The organism is Sphingomonas lacunae, from assembly GCF_012979535.1.
Taxonomy (GTDB): Bacteria; Pseudomonadota; Alphaproteobacteria; order Sphingomonadales; family Sphingomonadaceae; genus Sphingopyxis; species Sphingopyxis lacunae.
On sequence record NZ_CP053015.1, the window covers coordinates 1,323,042 to 1,339,766 of the forward strand.

Below are 16,725 nucleotides of genomic sequence, written 5' to 3' on the forward strand. Positions count from 1 at the left end.
GGCGTGGGCGCAAGCGGGGAGTCGGTGCTTTTGCATTGGCAGTGCTTGCGCCATCGTTCCGGCTTGTCTAATCGCGCCAGCCCATGGGCAGCTATTCACCTTCGGCTCAACGCCTCGTCGATCAGATGGTTGCCGCCGCCGCTGCGGCTCCGGCCCGCGCCTTTGCCTTTCAGGGGGCGCCGGGCGCCAACAGCGATATAGCCGTGCGCCAATATGACGCCGACGCCCTGCCGCTGCCCTGCTACAGTTTCGAGGACGCGATTGACGCGGTCCAGTCCGGCGCGGCGCTCAGGGCGATGATCCCGATCGAAAATTCGCTGCATGGCCGGGTGGCCGATATCCATTTCCTGTTGCCCGAATCGGGCCTGCACATCGTCGGCGAGCATTTCCTGCCGATCCGCTATGGCCTGATGAGCCGCGATCTTGCGCCGGTGACGCGGGCGATGAGCCATGTTCAGGCGCTGGGCCAATGCCGCCACTGGCTGCGCGCGCGGGGCATTTCCCCGGTCAATTACATCGATACGGCCGGTGCCGCCGCCGTCGTCGCCGACAGTGACGAAGCGGGCCTCGCCGCCATTGCCCCGCCTCTTGCCGCCGAACTCTATGGCCTGACGCTGCATGAAACCGGCATCGAGGATGCGGACCATAACATGACCCGCTTTGTCGTTCTGGCCAAGGAAGCGATTGACCCGCCCCGCGACGGCCCGGTGATGACGACCCTGGTGTTCGAGGTGAAGAATGTTCCCGCCGCGCTTTACAAGGCGCTCGGCGGCTTCGCCACCAATGGCGTCAACATGACCAAGCTCGAAAGTTACCAGTCGGGCGGCAGCTTTGCCGCCACCGAATTTTACGCTGACATCGAAGGCGCACCGGGTGATGCCAACATCGACCGCGCGCTCGCGGAACTGGCCTTCCACTGCAACAGCGTCCGTCTCCTCGGCAGCTATCGACAGGCCCGCAAACGGGGGTGACTCATTTCGGCCCCATTTGTCGAATATTAACCATGACAATGCGAGGAACGTGCCATGGAACTATTCACGATCGGCTATGAAAGAGCATCTGTATGTGATTTCCTCGTGACGCTGCAACGCGTTGGTATCGAGCAAGTAATTGATATCCGCGAACTGCCACAGTCACGCCGTAAGGGCTTTTCTAAGAACCAGCTTGCTGGACACTTGGAAGGCGCAGGCATCATTTATCGCCACTTCCGTCAGCTTGGAGACCCGAAGCACGGCAGAGAGGCAGCTAAGGCTGGGCTATTTGACGAATTTAAAGCCATTTATAATGCACACTTAGATTTAAATGCATCGCTGTCAGCGTTGAAAGATGTTGCTAGTCTAGCCTTTGAAAAAAAGTCTGTTTTGCTGTGCTATGAGCGTGACGCTCGGTATTGCCATCGAAAAATCGTTGCAGACCGCCTTTCTGTTCTTTATTCGTTCCGAGTTAACCACTTGGGCGTAAGGGAGGGAATAGGTGAAGCCGATTCATCCAGGCAAGGTCGGTCAGAGTTCGCTCGAGCATCGATCTGACGAGGCCTATGTCATCGTAAAGGCGGCCCCTAGAGCGAGCCGAACTCACGGTGAAACGGTATGTACTGCTGCATTGACGAGAGACGGCGATTGGGTTCGATTGTATCCAGTTTCCTTTCGGTATCTGGATGATTCGAGAAAATTTTCCCGCTGGAATAAAATAAAGTACCGTTGGCGGGCGCCTAAAGCCAGTCAAGATCAGCGACATGAATCTCGCAGAGTAGATCATGATTCAATTGAGATAATTGGCAACCTTCCTCCAAAGGAGAGGAATGCTTTCATTCAAAGAGTGGCAGTGCGTTCGTTGGATGAGCAGGCAAAATTAGGCAAAAGTCTGGCTTTGCTTTCTTGTCAAATTATTGATTTTGTTTGCGAACCTCGCTCGCGAGACGAGCTTCAGAAGCAAGAGATGATTTACAGCAATCTACGATCCCAAGGCGATCTATTCGCATCCAGTGAAGTGCCACGTGAAACCTGTTCCCATCAATTCCGATACCACTTTCGCGACAACGACGGTGAGCACTGGGGTACGTGCCAAGATTGGGAAACCGAAGCCACTTTTCTGCGTCGACGCAGCGAGACAAATGAACAGCAGGCTTTAGAGTGGATGCGCTGGAAATTCGGGGAAGATTACCCATCGCGGGGAATGGCATTAGCGATGGGCACCCATCGCTTGCGAGACTGGCAATGGCTAATCAATGGCGTGATACGCATGACCGAGGAAGACCAGTTGAACCTGCTTTAAAAATGCCGCTGGGTTAGCAACCGCCAACCTCCTCAGTGCGCCGCGCCCCAGTTCGCGCCTGTTCCCACCTCGACGTCGAGCGGCACGCTCAGCGTCACGGCAGGTTCGGCGGCGTGGCTCATCACCCGCCTGATCACCGGGATGGCGGCGTCCACCAACCCCTCGGGGGCTTCGAACACCAGTTCGTCATGCACCTGCAACAGCATCCTGACCGATGACAGGCCGGCATCAGCCAGGGCACCATCCATCCGCACCATCGCGCGCTTGATGATGTCGGCGCTGGTCCCCTGGATCGGCGCGTTGATCGCGGCGCGCTCCGCCCCCTGCCGCTCGCCCTGATTCTTGCTGTTGATGCGCGGGAACCAGGTCTTCCGCCCGAACAATGTCTCGGTGTAGCCACGCTCGCGCGCGCCTTCGAGCGTGCGCTGCATATAGTCGCTGATGCCGGGGAATCGCTCGAAATAGCGGCTGATGATCGCCTGCGCCTCATCGTTCGAAATCTCCATCCGGCTGGCGAGGCCATAGCGGGATATGCCATACAGGATGGCGAAATTGACCGTCTTGGCCTTGGCGCGCGTGTCGCGGGTCACCTCGCCGAACAATTCCTCCGCTGTCAGGCTGTGAATATCCGCCCCTTCGGCAAAGGCGGCTTTGAGTTGCGGCACATCGGCCATGTGCGCCGCCAGACGCAGTTCGATCTGGCTATAGTCGGCGGCGATCAGGACATTGCCCGGCGCCGCCACAAAGGCTTCACGAATCTGCCGACCTGTCTCGCTGCGGATCGGTATGTTCTGCAAATTGGGATCGGTTGAGGACAGGCGCCCGGTTTGCGCGCCGACCAGGCTGTAACTGGTGTGGACACGCCCGGTCACCCGGTTGATCTGGTCCTGCAAGGCGTCGCTATAGGTGGATTTGAGCTTGGCAACCTGACGCCACTCGAGGATCATCCGGGCAATCGGCACGCCATCGCGTTCGAGCCGTTCGAGCTCGCTCTGGTCGGTGGACCAGTCGCCGGACTTGCCCTTGCGCCCTCCCTTCAGGCCGAGCTTGTCGAACAGCACTTCACCCAGTTGCTTGGGGCTGCCGATGGTGAAGGGGCCGCCCGCCTCGGCATGGATCGCCGCTTCCAGCCGCGCCATGTCCTGCGAAAATGTCCCGGACAGGCGCGACAGTGTTTCCCGGTCAACCAATATGCCGCGCCGCTCCATCGCGGTGACGGCGGCGACCAGCGGCCGATCGACCATCTCATAGACTTTCGTGCCGCCCTCCTGCCAAAGCCGATGGCGCAGCAACATCCACAGCCTTAGCGCGACCTCAGCATCCTCGGCGGCATATTCCGTGGCGCGGTCCAATGGCACTTCGGCAAAGCTGATCTGCGACTTGCCCGTCCCGCATACCTCCTTGAAGGCGATGCACTGATGCTCAAGGTGCAGCTTGGCCAGTTCGTCAAGCCCATGGCCATGTTGCCCGGCATCGAGCGCAAAGGACAGCAGCAGCGTGTCGTCGAGCGGCGTGATGGTCAGGCCATGCTGCGCCAGCACCGCCATGTCATATTTGAGGTTGTGGCCGATCTTGAGCACCGCATCATCGGCGAACAGCGGCTTCAACCGGGCCAGCGTGACGTCCATCGGCAATTGCTCTGGCTTCTCTGAGAGCAGGTCATGCCCGCCGTGACCGAGCGGGATGTAACAGCCATTGCCCGGCGCGGTGGACAGCGACACGCCGACCAACCCGCCGGTGATGGCGTCGAGGCTGTCGGTCTCGGTATCGATCGCGACATGGCCGATGGCCCGGGCCTCAGCGATCCAGCGGTCGAGCGCGTCGAGTGTCGTCACCGTCTCATAGCGGCTGCGGTCAATCGCCGGATGCTCGGGCAGGGCAGGCGCGGCCGGAGCGGTAGAGCCATTGCCCTTGGGTTGCCAGGCCTCACCCAGCACTCCGCCGCCCATCGCCGCCGCCCGGTTGGGACCCGCGCCTGCCGCCGGAGCGGGCGCATCGCCGCCGATCCGCGCCGCCATGCTCTTGAACCCGTGCAGCAACAGGAAATCGCGCAGCGGTTCGGTCGGGATGCCGTCGAGCCGCAATTCCTCGAGCGGTTGCGGCAGCGGACATTCGCGATGCAACTCGACCAGCTGGCGGGACAGGCGCGCCATGTCGGCATGCTCGATCAGATTGTCGCGCAGCTTGGACGGCTTCATCGTCTCGGCCCCGGCCAGCGCCGCTTCCAGTGAGCCATATTCCTGAATCAGCTTGGTCGCCGTCTTCGGTCCCACACCGCGCACGCCCGGCACATTGTCGACACTGTCGCCCATCAGCGCCAGCACATCGCCGACCAACTCGGGGCCGACGCCGAACTTCTCGAACACCGCCTCACGGCCCATGCGGACATTCTTCATCGTGTCGAGCATGTCGACATGCGGCTCGTCACCCTTGGGATCGGGCGTGACCAGCTGCATCAGATCCTTGTCGGAGGAAACGATCGTCACGTCCCATCCCGCCGCCTGCGCCGCGACGGTGTAGCTGGCGATCAGGTCGTCGGCCTCATAGCCCTCCATCTCGATGCATGGCAGAGAAAAGGCGCGGGTGGCATCGCGGATCAGCGGGAATTGCGGGCGCAAATCCTCTGGCGGCTCGGGCCGGTTGGCCTTGTACTGGTCGTAGAGGCTGTTGCGGAATGACTGGCTGCTGTGGTCGAGGATCACGGCCAGATGCGTCGGCCCCTCAGCCTTGTCGAGCCCGTCGGCCAGCTTCCACAGCATCGCCGTATAGCCATAGACCGCGCCGACCGGCACCCCCTGCGGGTTGGTCAGCGGCGGCAGCCGGTGATAGGCGCGAAAGATGTAGCTGGAGCCGTCGACGAGATAGAGGTGATTGCGAGCCATAGCGCAGGGGATAGCAGCGGGCGGCGCATGTGGCGAGGGGGTGACGGCTTGACCGTCTCTCGGCTTTGGTGGCGGGACGGAGTTGGCCCCTGTCCCGCCGCAGCTGGATCAGGCCGACGCGCTTGACCTCGCACCGACCCGCGCGAACCATGCGCTCAGGTTCTTGAACTCCGGATTGAGCGGCTGGCCCACCGCATTGCCGAATGTCTGGAAACAGAAGAGCAGGATATCGGCCATGCCGAAGGTGTCGCCGCCGATATACTCCTGTCCCGCCATCCGTGCATCGAGCCACGCCAGCCGGTTCTGCGCCATCGCCTTCAGGCCCGGCGCGGCCTCGGGCACGCAATGCACCCGGTCCTTGAACATCGGCAGGCCCTCGGCAAAGCGGAAGCCATTGCCCATCGGTTCACAGACGTTGAGGTCAACCCAGCGCGTCCAGCGGCGCGATTGCGCCCGCGCTTCGGGCGTCGCGCCCAACAGGCGCTCGCCCGGCTGCGTCTCGTCGAGATATTCACAGATGGCGAGAATTTCGCTGATCACGCTGCCATCGTCGAGCAGCAGCGCCGGCGTCTGCCCGGCCGGATTGACCTTGAGGAACTCGCCCTTCCGATTCTCGCCGCTGGGCAGGTCGACCATCTCGGTCGGCAGGTTGATGCCGCGCTCGGCCATGAACATCCGCACGACATGCGGGTTGGGGCCAATGCTGTTGTAAAATTTCATGGAAACCTCTCCTGCATCGCTGGTCTAGTGTTTTCACCCTACGCCTCGGCGATGGTCGCTCGCTTGTCAACGGCAGAGCGGCTGTTTCGCGCCCCAGCCTTGACTTTTCCCGCCTCTCCCCGCCATGGCCGTGGCCATGAGCCAGATGATCACAATCACCCTTCCCGACGGCAGCGTGCGCGAAGTCGCCGCCGGCACCACGCCCGGAGACATTGCCGCCTCCATCGGCCCCGGCCTTGCCAAGGCCGCACTCGCCGCGCGCGTCGATGGCGAACTGGTCGACATTTTCCGGCCACTGATGGCTGACGCCCAGCTTGCGCTGGTCACCGCGCGCGACGAGGCTGACGCGCTTGATCTCGCCCGGCACGACTATGCGCACATCATGGCCGAGGCGGTGCAGAACCTTTTTCCCGGCACGCAGATCACCTTTGGCCCGTCGACCGACGATGGCTTTTACTATGACTTTGCCGCTCCGGCAGAGCGCGGTGCCTTTACCGAGGATGACCTGCCCGCCATCGAGGGTGAGATGCGCCGCATCATCGCCGCTGACCAGCCGCTGCGCCGCGAAATTTGGAGCCGCGCCGACCTGATCGCCCGCTGGACCGAACAGGGTGAGAGCTTCAAGGCCGAATGGGCTGCTGAACTGCCCGAGGGTGAGGAACTGACCGTCTATTGGTCGGGCGACAAGTGGATGGACATGTGCCGTGGCCCGCACCTGGCCTCGACCGGCAAGCTTGATCCCGCCGCCTTCAAGCTGATGCGCGTCTCGGGCGCCTATTGGCGTGGTGACCAGAAGAATGCGCAGCTGACGCGCATCTATGGCACCGGCTGGCTCAACAAGAAGCAGCTCGACGCCCATCTCACCCGGCTCGAGGAAGCCGCCAAGCGTGACCATCGCCGCCTCGGCGCGGAGATGGACCTGTTCCACCTCCAGCAGGAAGCGCATGGCAGCGTCTTCTGGCACCCCAAGGGTTATCGCGTCTGGCGCGAGCTGGAGGCCTATATGCGCCGCGCCATCGACGGTGCGGGCTATCGCGAGGTCAAGACGCCGCAGGTGATGGACGCCCGCCAGTGGGAACAGTCGGGCCACTGGGGCAAATATCGCGAGAACATGTTCGTCATCCCCGACGAAGTGCCCAACACCGAAGATGACGGACCGGTCATCAGCGGCGAGGCCGACTGGATGGCCTTGAAGCCGATGAACTGCCCGGCGCACGTCCTGATCTTCCGTCAGGGGATCAAGAGCTACCGCGACCTGCCGCTGCGCTTCTACGAAAATGGCTGCTGCCACCGTAACGAGCCGCATGGCGCGCTGCACGGCCTGATGCGCGTCCGCCAGTTCACCCAGGATGATGCCCACATCTTCTGCCGCGAAGACCAGATCGTCGACGAGGTGCAGGCCTTCTGCAAACTCGCCGACCGCATCTATCAGGATTTCGGCTTCACCTATGCGATCAAGTTGGCGCTGCGTCCGGCTAACCGCTTCGGCACGGAGGAAATGTGGGACAAGGCCGAGGCCGAGCTGCGCGATGCCGTCCATCGCGCCGGTCTCGCGTCGGAGCAATATGGCTGGGAAGAATTGCCGGGTGAGGGCGCTTTCTATGCGCCCAAGCTTGAATGGCATCTGACCGACGCGATCGGCCGCACATGGCAGGTCGGCACCATCCAGTCCGACCGCGTCCTGCCCGAACGGCTCGACGCCACCTATGTGGCAGAGGATGGCGGCAAGCACCGACCGGTCATGCTGCACCGCGCGATCTTCGGTAGCTACGAACGCTTCATCGGCATCCTGATTGAGCATTTCGCCGGCCGCTTCCCGGTCTGGCTCGCGCCCGTTCAGGCGGTGGTTGCCACCATCGTCTCCGACGCCGATGACTATGCCAATGACGTTGTCGCCAAGCTCGAAGCCGCCGGCATCCGGGTGGAAAGCGACCTCAGGAACGAAAAGATCAACTACAAGGTCCGCGAACACAGCCTCGCCAAGGTCCCGCACCTGCTGGTCGTCGGCAAGCGCGAGGCCGAAGAAGGCAAGGTCGCCATCCGCACCTTGGGTCAGGAGGGTCAGCGCATCATGACCCTTGATGATGCTATTGCGATGCTGCGCGAAGAGGCCACCCCGCCGGACCTGCGGGTTAATTGAGGAAAAACAGTGTGCGTACGTTGATTTTACCTGTTGCTGTCACCTTCAGTGCACTGACGCTGACGGCGTGCTCACAGTCCGAAGATGTCCCTTCAGAAGCCGCCAATGTCCATGGCGATTCCCATGGCACTTCATCAGAAGGGACCCCGCCTGATCGTTCGGCGATGAACGAAGCGCAACTGGCCTATGCCGAAGCCAACGACCGCATGCACAGCGCGATGGGCAGCAACATTCCCGCCGATGCGGATGTCGCTTTCATCCAGGGGATGATCCCGCATCATCAGGGGGCGATTGATATGGCCCGCATCGTTCTGGCCCATGGCAAGGACGCGGAGGCCCGGGCATTGGCCCAGAGCATCATCACCGCACAGGAATCGGAAATTGCCCAGATGCGCCGCTGGCTGGAGAAAAAGGGAGAGGCTGTCGCGCCCCCGGCAACTGACGCCCCCGCCCCCGCGGCTCCGGTTGATCACAGCAAGATGGGTCATTGACGGCCATGGGGTCTGAGGCTTTGTCAGGCTTGCGGCCCCGGTCTTGACGGCCCTGATCGCCACCCACCTCGGCCTGACCCCCGCAGCCTTCGCTCTCGTCGCACTGATGACCTTTGGGGCGGCGCTGATCCGTGGGCTGACCGGCTTTGGCATGGCGATCATCCTTGTGCCCTTGCTCGGGCTCGTCATTCCGCCGGTTGTCGCGGTGACATTGGCGATATTTCTGCAATTGCTGATCGGCCCCGTTGGCCTGCCGACCATATTGGCCGATGCGGACAGGAAAAGTGCGCTCAGCCTTGCCGGGGTGGCCATGTTGACGACGCCACTGGGCATAATGTTGCTGGCTGCGTTACCGGTCGAAAGCGCCCGCATTGTTCTGGCTGCCATCGCCATTGGCGCCTTCCTGCTGGTACTGCTGCCGCCGCACGCCGATGGACGCAGGCCCGGTGGTCTGGCGACGCTGCTCACCGGCCTTGCCTCGGGCGTACTGACCGGATTTGCCGCCATGCCGGGGCCACCGGTCGTGCCTTACTATCTCAGGCAACAGATTGAACCAAAGGTTGCCCGCGCCTCGATGATGCTGGTCTTTTTCGGCACCGCCATCGCCGGCAGCATCGCCTCGGTGGTGATGGACGTGGCGAACTGGCGAGAGGTCTGGCTGGCGCTCGCCCTGTTCGTGCCGATGTGGCTGGGCAATTGGGCGGGCGGCAAGGCGTTCGGGCGCATCCCCCCACTATGGTGGCGCAGCGCCGTCGCCATCATCCTTGGCATCGCCGGCGTCTCGGCGGTGCTGCGCGCCTTTTAGCCGAAGCCAAAGGCCGCAAGTGCGGCCCGCGCGATTCCTTCGCCCTTTTCCTGCACGAAATGCCCGCCGTCAGCGACTTCCATCGGCGGCGGACAACCGCGAATGTCAGCCCTTAGCCGCGCCATAACCTCCGGACCGAGCACCGGGTCGGTCATGCCGACCGCCATGAAGGCAGGCCCGCTCCATTCACTCCGCCACCAGTCGCGCGCTGCCCGCGCCAAATCTACCCCGGCCATGCCGGGATCGGTCATCACCAGTTCGGGGAAGTGCCGCACCCCTGCCTTGTAGCGTGCACCGGGGAAGGGCGCGGCATAGGCGGCGGCCTCGGCCGCGCTCATGTCGGGCTGCGACCGGCGCATCAGGCCCGCGATGTCGAGGTCGGGCTGACTGCGGTTGAACGTCCGCCAGCTGTCAAAGCCGTCGCTGACCGGCTCGCCGACCGGGATGGTGGTGTTCATCACCAGCAGGCGGGTGAAGCGTTCGGGCATGGCCGGCGGGATCGTCAGTCCGATGATGCCTCCCCAGTCCTGGCACACCAGCAGGATGTTGGAGAGGTCGAGCCGCTCGATCAGCGCCATCAGCATGCCGCGATGAAAGGCGACCGTATAAACATCCTCGTGAACCGGCTTGTCCGACCGGCCAAAGCCGAGAAGGTCGGGTGCGATCACGCGAAGTCCGGCCTCCGCAAAGACCGGGATCATCTTGCGATAGAGATAGCTCCACGTCGGCTGGCCATGCAGGCACAGCGCCGTCACCGCCGCATCACGTGGCCCCTCGTCAAGATAATGGACACGCAAGCCCGCATAGCCGGGCAGGTCGTCAAGATACTGCGGCGCAAAGGCATAGCCGGGCAGACCGGCGAAACGCTCGTCGGGAGTGCGCAGTGCCTCCATCAGTATCGGCTCAATTCGACCATCAGATGCTTGTAGCCGTGGACAAAGCTCGCCGGGACACGCTCGGGCTCGCCCACCGGATTGGTGCGCAGGCGGCGCTTGGCCATTTCCTCGAACAGCGTCACCAGTTGCAGTTCGGCGATGCGCGCGCCGACACAGCGGTGGATGCCATAGCCGAACGACAGGTGCCGTCGTGCATTTTCCCGGTCGATGATGATACGGTCGGCGTCGGCAAAGACTGTCTCGTCGCGATTGGCAGAGATGTACCACAGTGCGACCATGTCATCCTTCTTCATCCGGACACCATCGATTTCGGTATCCTGTGTGACGGTGCGCCGCATGTAGGACAGCGGTGTCTGCCAGCGGATGATTTCCTGCACCGCATTGGGTATCAGCGCCGGATTGGCTTCCAGCCGCGCCCGTTCCTCGGGGAATTGCGCCAGCCCCCAGGCATAGGCCGACATCGAATTGCGCGTCGTGTCATTGCCCCCGACGATCAGCAGGATCAGGTTGCCGATGAATTCGATGGGGTCCATCTCCTTCATCGAGTCGGACTGGAGCATCACTGACACCAAGTCCTTGCCAGGATTGGTCATGCGCTCCTGCCACAGCGCGCCAAAGGCGGTCGCCATTTCGTCCATATGGGTGTGAAAACGCTCCCACCCGCCCGGGCCGATCGCGGTGTCGACATCGCCACCGACGTCGGACCACAGTGTCAATTTGTGACGCTCCTCCCAGGGGAAGGCAAAAATCTTGGCGAGCATCCCTGTGGTCAGTTCGATCGATACCGTCTCAACCCAATCGAAAGGCTCGCCAATGGGCAGGCTGTCGAGCAATGCGCCGGTCCGTGCCTGTGCTTCGGCCTTCATCGCCGCCACTTCGCTCGGGCCGAATGCCGGGGCGACTGTCTTGCGCTGGCCGGTGTGGTGCGGCGGGTCCATTGAAATGAACTGCGGCAGCCGCTTTTCGCCGGGGCGCATGCTGTTCGGCTGCATCGACAGGGTGATGCCGCCCTTTTCCCAGCTCGACGAGAAAATCTCCGGTTTGCCCTCAATCTCCACAATGTGGCGATAACTCGACACCGCCCAATAGGGGCCGAACTTCGATTCCGGCACATATTGGATCGGCGCCTTGGCCCGCAACGTGCGGAACGGCTCCTGCCATCGATCCTCGGTATAAAGGGCGGTGTCGGTGACATCGATCTGCGCGATGGCCGATGGGCTGCGGTCGGCTGCATCGATCATGGCTCTCTCCCGTTGCGTCGCTTGTCTGCGCGGTTCAGGCCAGTCTGGCCCGCTCATCCCCCAACAGCAAGGCCTTCATGTCACCCCCGGTGCGATGCAGGTGCCAGGTCACATAGATTGACAGGAACAGCATCCCGCCATTGAACGCCAGCACGGCCAACAACAGTCCTGCCGGGCGGAACTGGTGACGCCACGCCACCCAGACGGCCGACAGCATCAGCATCATCATGAAGTCGAGATTGAACTGCCCTGGCCAGCCCATCGCCGCCATGTCGCCAAAAAAAGTCGGGAAGAGATTCCAGCCATGATTGCTGATGGTCACGGCGGTATAGCCGATCAGCACGATCAGGCAGGCGATCAGGAACAGGCGGAACGGGATCATGGCGTTTCTCCTCAATGGTTTGTTCTGAAGGTCGGGTCTGCGGCGAGGCGGCGGTCCTCAAGCCAGAGCAGGCGGGCGAGCATCGCCGACAGGCCGATGCAGCCGGTGCACACTATGACAATCAGCCATGGCCAGGGCCGCATATGCACCGCCCGCGCGCGTGGCAGGATCAGGGTCCAGCCGATACCGATGGCGATCAGCAGGTCGAACCAGATCTGGTTGCCCCATGCACCGCGCTGATGCTCGGCCCAGAATCCGGTCACGCCCCCTGCAACCAATGCATGGACAGTCCACCCCGCAAAGCAGCACGCCAGCATCGCGGGCCAGACCCATTGATGACCGGATCGCCGGCCATCACGCAGGGCTTTCCTAACCATCACAACGGCCAAGGCCGCGGCAGCAATGGCCGGGAGTGAGGCATAAACGGAAGCGGACAAGGTCATCACGCAGGCCTATGTAGCAATCGCTACAGGGCTAGCATGGCGTAGCAAATGCTACAAGGGGGGTGTCAAACTCCCGCCAACCACTCGTCACACGCCGCCACCGCCACCGGCAGCAGGTCGGGTCGCTCGACATAATAATGGTCGGCGCCGACCACATCGACATAGGTTTTGCGATCATGTCCCACTGCGTCGAACAGGCGGCGGGCGTGGCTGGGCGTGCAGGCGAGGTCGGCTGTATTGTTGATGACCAGAACCGGGCAAGTGATGCGCGCAGCATTGCCCAGGCCGGTTGCGTTGGTGTCCTCATAACTCCACTGCGACAGCCAGGACCTGAGCGTGGTAAAGCGCGCCAGCCCCACCGGCCCGTCATTGGCGATGCGAGGGGTCCCGAGGTAGCATTCATACGGGCGGCGGTCGCTCGGGTCCTGCGTCGGGTCGGTCCAGCGGACATCGGCCATGGTGCCGTGGACGACAAAGGCTCGCTCCGCATTGGGCGTGTCGCTGGCGCGGATTGCGGCCAGCTCATCCTTGACCCATGCCGTGATGCGCCGGTTGCGTGCAATCTGCGCCGCACGGAACCGCTCGACAAAGGCAGCGTCATAGGGGGGCTGCACGGGACAGGCAGGATCATAGATGTTGAGCGCCGGGTCCCGCTCAAACGGCCTTGCCTCATCGCTGATGCTGGGGTCCATCCATTCGGTCAGCGTCACCGCCCTGCTAATGTGTGCGGCAAGCAGCATGATGCCATCGGCTTTCGGGAACGTCATCGCGGTGAGGTCATAGGCATCACCCGCCGGCGTGTGTGTCAGTGTCGGTCGCTCGGCCTGATCCTGATAGAAAAGCGACAGTGATCCGCCGCCCGACCAGCCACCAAGGATGATCGATTCATAACCGAACCGCGTTTTGGCATCCCTGATCGCCGCGCCCAGGTCGGCGACGCACTTCTCCATGATCAGCGCGCTGTCATTTCCCCGGTAGCGCGGATTGACATAGAGGACGTCATGCCCCGCCTTGGCCAGCGCGGTGACCAAAGGCAGGAAGCTGCCGCCGCCAACCGGGTGCGAAAAGACGATGGCCCGCCGCGCCTTGTTCCCTTCGGGCGCGATGCGCATGCATTCGACAAAGACGCTGCCTCCCGCGCCACCATAAACGTCCTTGAACGCGGACATTTCCTTGTAGACCACGGCATAGGGTTCGCGGACGATACGGCTCATTGCTGTCTCTCCCATCGCGCAGGGCCTGACCTGTCACGTCTCACCCTTGCTTCTGCCGTCCGCCCGTCTAGCCTGCAAGCTGACGGAGAGAGCAGGGATATTCGCCATGAGCCACAGCGTTGCACCGACCGGCATCCACCACATCGCGATCATGACCGCCGACATGAAGGGGCAGATCGCCTTCTTTTCCGACGTGCTTGGCGCGCGGCTGGTGGCGATCTTCGACATGCACGGCGTGCCCGGCGGGCTGCACGCCTTTCTCCACCTCGCCGATGATTGCCAATTCTCGCTCGTGCAGCTGCCGGCGGTGGCTGACATCGCCATCGAGCTCGGCCGCACCCATGCCGGCTCGGGCTCGGGCGTCAGCGCCCCCGGCACGATGCAGCACCTCGCTTTCAAGGTGGACAGCCGCGAGGCGCTGCTCGCCATGCGGGATCGCATCCGTTCGCGCGGCGTCAATGTGTTCGGGCCCATTGACCATGGCATGTGCCAGTCGATCTATTTCGCTGGACCCGAGCAACTCGCCCTCGAAGTCGCCTGGAGCGATGCAGCGATTGATCCCGCCCGCTGGATTGATCCCGCCGTATGCGCCAAGGCGGGGATCAGCGCAGAGGAGGCGAAACGCTTTGCCAATCCCGCGCCCTATGCGGGGGAAGCTGGCATGGTGCCGCAGCCGCCCTATGATCCGGCCAAGCCGCATCAGGCGATACCCGATCCGATCTATCAGCACATACTCAAGGCCCCCGACGAGGTCATATGGGCCACTGCGTCACACGCAGAGCCGCCGGTTCCCGCCTGAGCGCCCTCCAAGGGTTGCACGTTGCAGCCCCGCCACATGGCGCGCGCAAAAGCGTCACTATGACCCTAGCGGGTGCTTTCCCCGCGCAACCAAATGGTTTACAGCGGCCTCTCGCAAAGTTTCGCAACGACTGGAGTCACGACTATACCACCGCCCACCATGCGCCCCCGGCTGGCGCCTCCTCCGCCCCGCAGCGGACCTCGCTTCAACCATTTCATCACCGTCCCCCGGGTCCGCGTCATCGATGATGAAGGCGAAAACCTCGGTGTCATGCTGACGGCGGAAGCCATTGAAGCCGCAGCCGAAGTAGGTCTTGATCTGGTAGAGGTTTCACCCAACGCCGATCCGCCGGTGTGCAAATTCCTCGACGTGGGCAAGTTCAAGTACGAGGCGCAGAAAAAGGCGAATATCGCCCGCAAGTCGCAAAAGACGCAGGAGATCAAGGAGATCAAGATGCGTCCGAATATCGACGACCACGACTTTGATACCAAGATGAAGAAGGTCGTCGACTTCCTCAAGGAGGGCGACAAGGTCAAGCTCACCATGCGCTTCCGCGGTCGCGAAATGAGCCACCTCGAACTGGGCCTTGCCGTGCTCAAGCGCGTCGCCGAACAGACCGAGGAAATCGCCAAGATCGAGGCGCATCCCCGCACCGAGGGACGCCAGATGCTGATGGTGCTGGCTCCGAAATGAGCTTGAGGGCAGGCCCCGAACAACCGGGCCTGCCCCTCACTGATCGGCGGGCCTTGCTCGCTACCCTTTCCGCGACATTGCTGATCGCTGGCTGCTCCCGACCAGCCCTCTGGTCCGGTGGCGCACCGGCCGACCTTGACCAATGGTCACGCCATCTCGTCGCGCTCAAGGATCAGCTGCGCAGCGGCAGCATTGATGTCCTTGCATGGCAAAGTCAGGTTGAGCGGCTCAATGGTGAAGTCCCGGTCGAGGAACTGGTCCGCTATCTCGACGCTGACCGCCTGACTGCCGCCTTTGCGTATGACTCGGCCTTTGCCGAAACCGCTGATCCGGTGCTGGGCCCGGAGATTGTCGGTGCGGCGGGAATGCGCGGATGGTTTGTCCGGATTTTCGGGATGCGTCAGGGTGGGGCGATTATCCCGCATGTCCATAATGGCATGGTGTCGTCGCATCTGGTGATCAGCGGCAGCTTTCACGCACGCACCCATGACCGGGTGGAGGATTTGCCCGACACTGTGCGACTACGCCCAACCCGCGATGGCTTGCTGACGCAGGGAGAGGTTATCTCGATGTCTGACCGGCGCGACAATCAGCATTGGCTGGTGGCGCAACAGGACCGGTCGATGACCTTCGATGTCGGCATCGTCAATGTGGCTCCAAGCTGGCGCTATGGCCATGAGGCCAACGAGTATCACATGATCTTCGTTGATCCGACTGTCATGCCCGAGCGCGATGGCACCATCCTCGCGCCGATCATCAGCTTTGATCAGGCTGGAGAGAAATTTGCTGCTGGCTAAGGTTCAATCGGCCCAGTCGGCCTGATACAACCTCGGATACATCGCCCGGAAATTGGCCAGCTTGGGTGCGTCCCACTGGCGAATATAGCTGTCGTCTGGGTTGAGCTCCATGAAGTCGAGATGCTCAGGCTCAGCCCGATAGAAAATGCGAGGTGTTTCGATCCGTGTGACGATTGGCTTCTCCCAGAATCGCCCCGCGCGAAGTTGCGCCAAATAGGCCTCAGCCACTCGCTGTTGGGTGTCATTGGCCGGGACGATGGCATTGCGATACTGTCGGCCGGCATCCGGTCCCTGACGATTGAGCTGGGTAGGGTTGGTCACAACCGAGAAAAAGATACGCAGTAACGTGCCATAGCTAACTATGCGCGGATCATAGGTGATGCGCACCGCTTCCGCATGGTTGGTGAGACCTTCCGTCACCGCGTCATAATGGCCGTCGGCCGCAGTTCCGCCATGATAGCCGGCGTCGACGCGGATCACGCCGCGTACATGGCTGAACACCCCCTCCACGCCCCAGAAGCAGCCGCCGGCTAGGATGGTCGTCGCGACGACGCGATTGTCAGGCGGATCAAGCGTGGGGGCGGGGACAGGAACTGGCTTCTCTGAAGAAACAGCAGGCACACAGGCGCTGGTGCCCATCAGCACAACGGCAGAAAAAGCAGGGAGTGCCCAGCGAACCGGGCGAGAGCTCATCGTGTCTGATGGGTCGACGCTATTGGCGTATCAGCCTGCGCAGGGTCCGGTTGGGTCAGCATCAGACCGGCGCCCGCGACAAGAAAGCCAGCGATCAGCAGGCGGGCGGTTTCAGTGCGGAGCATGCGGATAAGGGCCATGGGAGAGACCTGTCGGCTGGTGTTCTTGTTCGTCTGTTGCCGGTCTATCCGCAGGCCTGACCCAGGGCAGTGACACCGCGCACAACCGATAAACCGTTCTTGCCCCGCCCTTTAT

Annotated in this window: 18 protein-coding genes; 9 read left to right on the forward strand and 9 right to left on the reverse strand. The window is 62.4% G+C overall.

What is annotated here, in order from left to right:
- Nucleotides 1–83: 83 nt before the first annotated feature.
- The 3 genes from GV829_RS06300 to GV829_RS06310 all read left to right on the forward strand — a co-directional run bounded on the left by GV829_RS06300 (nt 84) and on the right by GV829_RS06310 (nt 2,274).
- Entirely contained in the window at nt 84–971 is an 888-nt protein-coding gene (locus GV829_RS06300) for a prephenate dehydratase (RefSeq protein WP_169944970.1), read from the forward strand.
- 54 nt (nt 972–1,025) lie between these two features.
- Nucleotides 1,026–1,529: a DUF488 domain-containing protein gene (locus GV829_RS06305; RefSeq protein WP_169944971.1), complete on the forward strand. Its 504-nt coding sequence runs from the start codon at nt 1,026–1,028 to the stop codon at nt 1,527–1,529.
- A gap of 289 nt (nt 1,530–1,818) precedes the next feature.
- Nucleotides 1,819–2,274 carry a hypothetical protein gene (locus tag GV829_RS06310; protein WP_169944972.1) on the forward strand — a complete coding sequence of 152 codons (456 nt, stop codon included), beginning with the start codon at nt 1,819–1,821 and terminating at the stop codon, nt 2,272–2,274.
- A 32-nt stretch (nt 2,275–2,306) separates the two neighbouring features.
- On the opposite strand, the gene polA is transcribed toward GV829_RS06310, so the two are convergent.
- Both polA and GV829_RS06320 read right to left on the reverse strand, forming a co-directional pair.
- Complete coding sequence (gene polA, locus GV829_RS06315) at nt 2,307–5,156, reverse strand: DNA polymerase I (protein ID WP_169944974.1); 2,850 nt, start codon at nt 5,154–5,156, stop codon at nt 2,307–2,309.
- Between the two features lie 108 nt (nt 5,157–5,264).
- A complete protein-coding gene (locus tag GV829_RS06320) occupies nt 5,265–5,876 on the reverse strand; it encodes a glutathione S-transferase family protein (RefSeq protein ID WP_169944976.1) in 612 nt (203 codons plus the stop codon).
- A 136-nt stretch (nt 5,877–6,012) separates the two neighbouring features.
- On the opposite strand from GV829_RS06320, the gene thrS reads away from it, so the two are divergent.
- Genes thrS through GV829_RS06335 form a run of 3 tightly spaced genes read left to right on the forward strand, consistent with a single transcriptional unit; the run spans nt 6,013 to nt 9,312 of the window.
- Nucleotides 6,013–8,016 (forward strand): threonine--tRNA ligase, encoded by a 2,004-nt coding sequence (gene thrS, locus GV829_RS06325; protein WP_169944979.1) that lies wholly within the window; start codon nt 6,013–6,015, stop codon nt 8,014–8,016.
- Nucleotides 8,017–8,027: 11 nt separating this feature from the next.
- Nucleotides 8,028–8,507 (forward strand): CopM family metallochaperone, encoded by a 480-nt coding sequence (gene copM / locus GV829_RS06330; protein ID WP_246203089.1) that lies wholly within the window; start codon nt 8,028–8,030, stop codon nt 8,505–8,507.
- A gap of 43 nt (nt 8,508–8,550) precedes the next feature.
- Entirely contained in the window at nt 8,551–9,312 is a 762-nt protein-coding gene (locus GV829_RS06335; RefSeq protein WP_169944981.1) for a sulfite exporter TauE/SafE family protein, read from the forward strand.
- Here GV829_RS06335 and GV829_RS06340 read toward each other — a convergent pair.
- From GV829_RS06340 to GV829_RS06360, 5 genes are all read right to left on the reverse strand, one after another.
- Nucleotides 9,309–10,205, reverse strand: a complete 897-nt coding sequence (locus tag GV829_RS06340) for a haloalkane dehalogenase (protein ID WP_169944984.1) — start codon at nt 10,203–10,205, stop codon at nt 9,309–9,311. The two genes, GV829_RS06335 and GV829_RS06340, sit on opposite strands and share 4 nt — an antisense overlap.
- A complete protein-coding gene (locus GV829_RS06345; protein ID WP_169944986.1) occupies nt 10,205–11,449 on the reverse strand; it encodes a cytochrome P450 in 1,245 nt (414 codons plus the stop codon). The genes GV829_RS06340 and GV829_RS06345 overlap by 1 nt, the downstream gene beginning before the upstream one ends.
- A 34-nt stretch (nt 11,450–11,483) precedes the next feature.
- Complete coding sequence (locus GV829_RS06350) at nt 11,484–11,831, reverse strand: hypothetical protein (RefSeq protein ID WP_169944989.1); 348 nt, start codon at nt 11,829–11,831, stop codon at nt 11,484–11,486.
- 11 nt (nt 11,832–11,842) lie between these two features.
- Nucleotides 11,843–12,274 carry a hypothetical protein gene (locus GV829_RS06355; protein WP_169944991.1) on the reverse strand — a complete coding sequence of 144 codons (432 nt, stop codon included), beginning with the start codon at nt 12,272–12,274 and terminating at the stop codon, nt 11,843–11,845.
- Nucleotides 12,275–12,339: 65 nt separating this feature from the next.
- Nucleotides 12,340–13,488, reverse strand: coding sequence for an alpha/beta hydrolase family protein (locus tag GV829_RS06360; RefSeq protein WP_169944994.1), 1,149 nt, complete (start codon nt 13,486–13,488; stop codon nt 12,340–12,342).
- Between the two features lie 106 nt (nt 13,489–13,594).
- Here GV829_RS06360 and GV829_RS06365 point away from each other — a divergent pair, with 106 nt between their 5' ends.
- The 3 genes from GV829_RS06365 to GV829_RS06375 all read left to right on the forward strand — a co-directional run bounded on the left by GV829_RS06365 (nt 13,595) and on the right by GV829_RS06375 (nt 15,777).
- Nucleotides 13,595–14,287 (forward strand): VOC family protein, encoded by a 693-nt coding sequence (locus GV829_RS06365; RefSeq protein WP_169944996.1) that lies wholly within the window; start codon nt 13,595–13,597, stop codon nt 14,285–14,287.
- 159 nt (nt 14,288–14,446) lie between these two features.
- Nucleotides 14,447–14,980, forward strand: a complete 534-nt coding sequence (infC, locus tag GV829_RS06370) for a translation initiation factor IF-3 (protein ID WP_169944999.1) — start codon at nt 14,447–14,449, stop codon at nt 14,978–14,980.
- A complete protein-coding gene (locus GV829_RS06375) occupies nt 14,977–15,777 on the forward strand; it encodes a cupin domain-containing protein (RefSeq protein WP_169945001.1) in 801 nt (266 codons plus the stop codon). Before infC ends, GV829_RS06375 begins: the two co-directional genes overlap by 4 nt.
- 3 nt (nt 15,778–15,780) lie before the next feature.
- Here GV829_RS06375 and msrA read toward each other — a convergent pair whose 3' ends face one another.
- Both msrA and GV829_RS14370 read right to left on the reverse strand, forming a co-directional pair.
- Nucleotides 15,781–16,470: a peptide-methionine (S)-S-oxide reductase MsrA gene (gene msrA, locus GV829_RS06380; protein WP_169945004.1), complete on the reverse strand. Its 690-nt coding sequence runs from the start codon at nt 16,468–16,470 to the stop codon at nt 15,781–15,783.
- Entirely contained in the window at nt 16,467–16,595 is a 129-nt protein-coding gene (locus GV829_RS14370; protein WP_281356189.1) for a hypothetical protein, read from the reverse strand. Before GV829_RS14370 ends, msrA begins: the two co-directional genes overlap by 4 nt.
- Nucleotides 16,596–16,725: the final 130 nt, after the last annotated feature.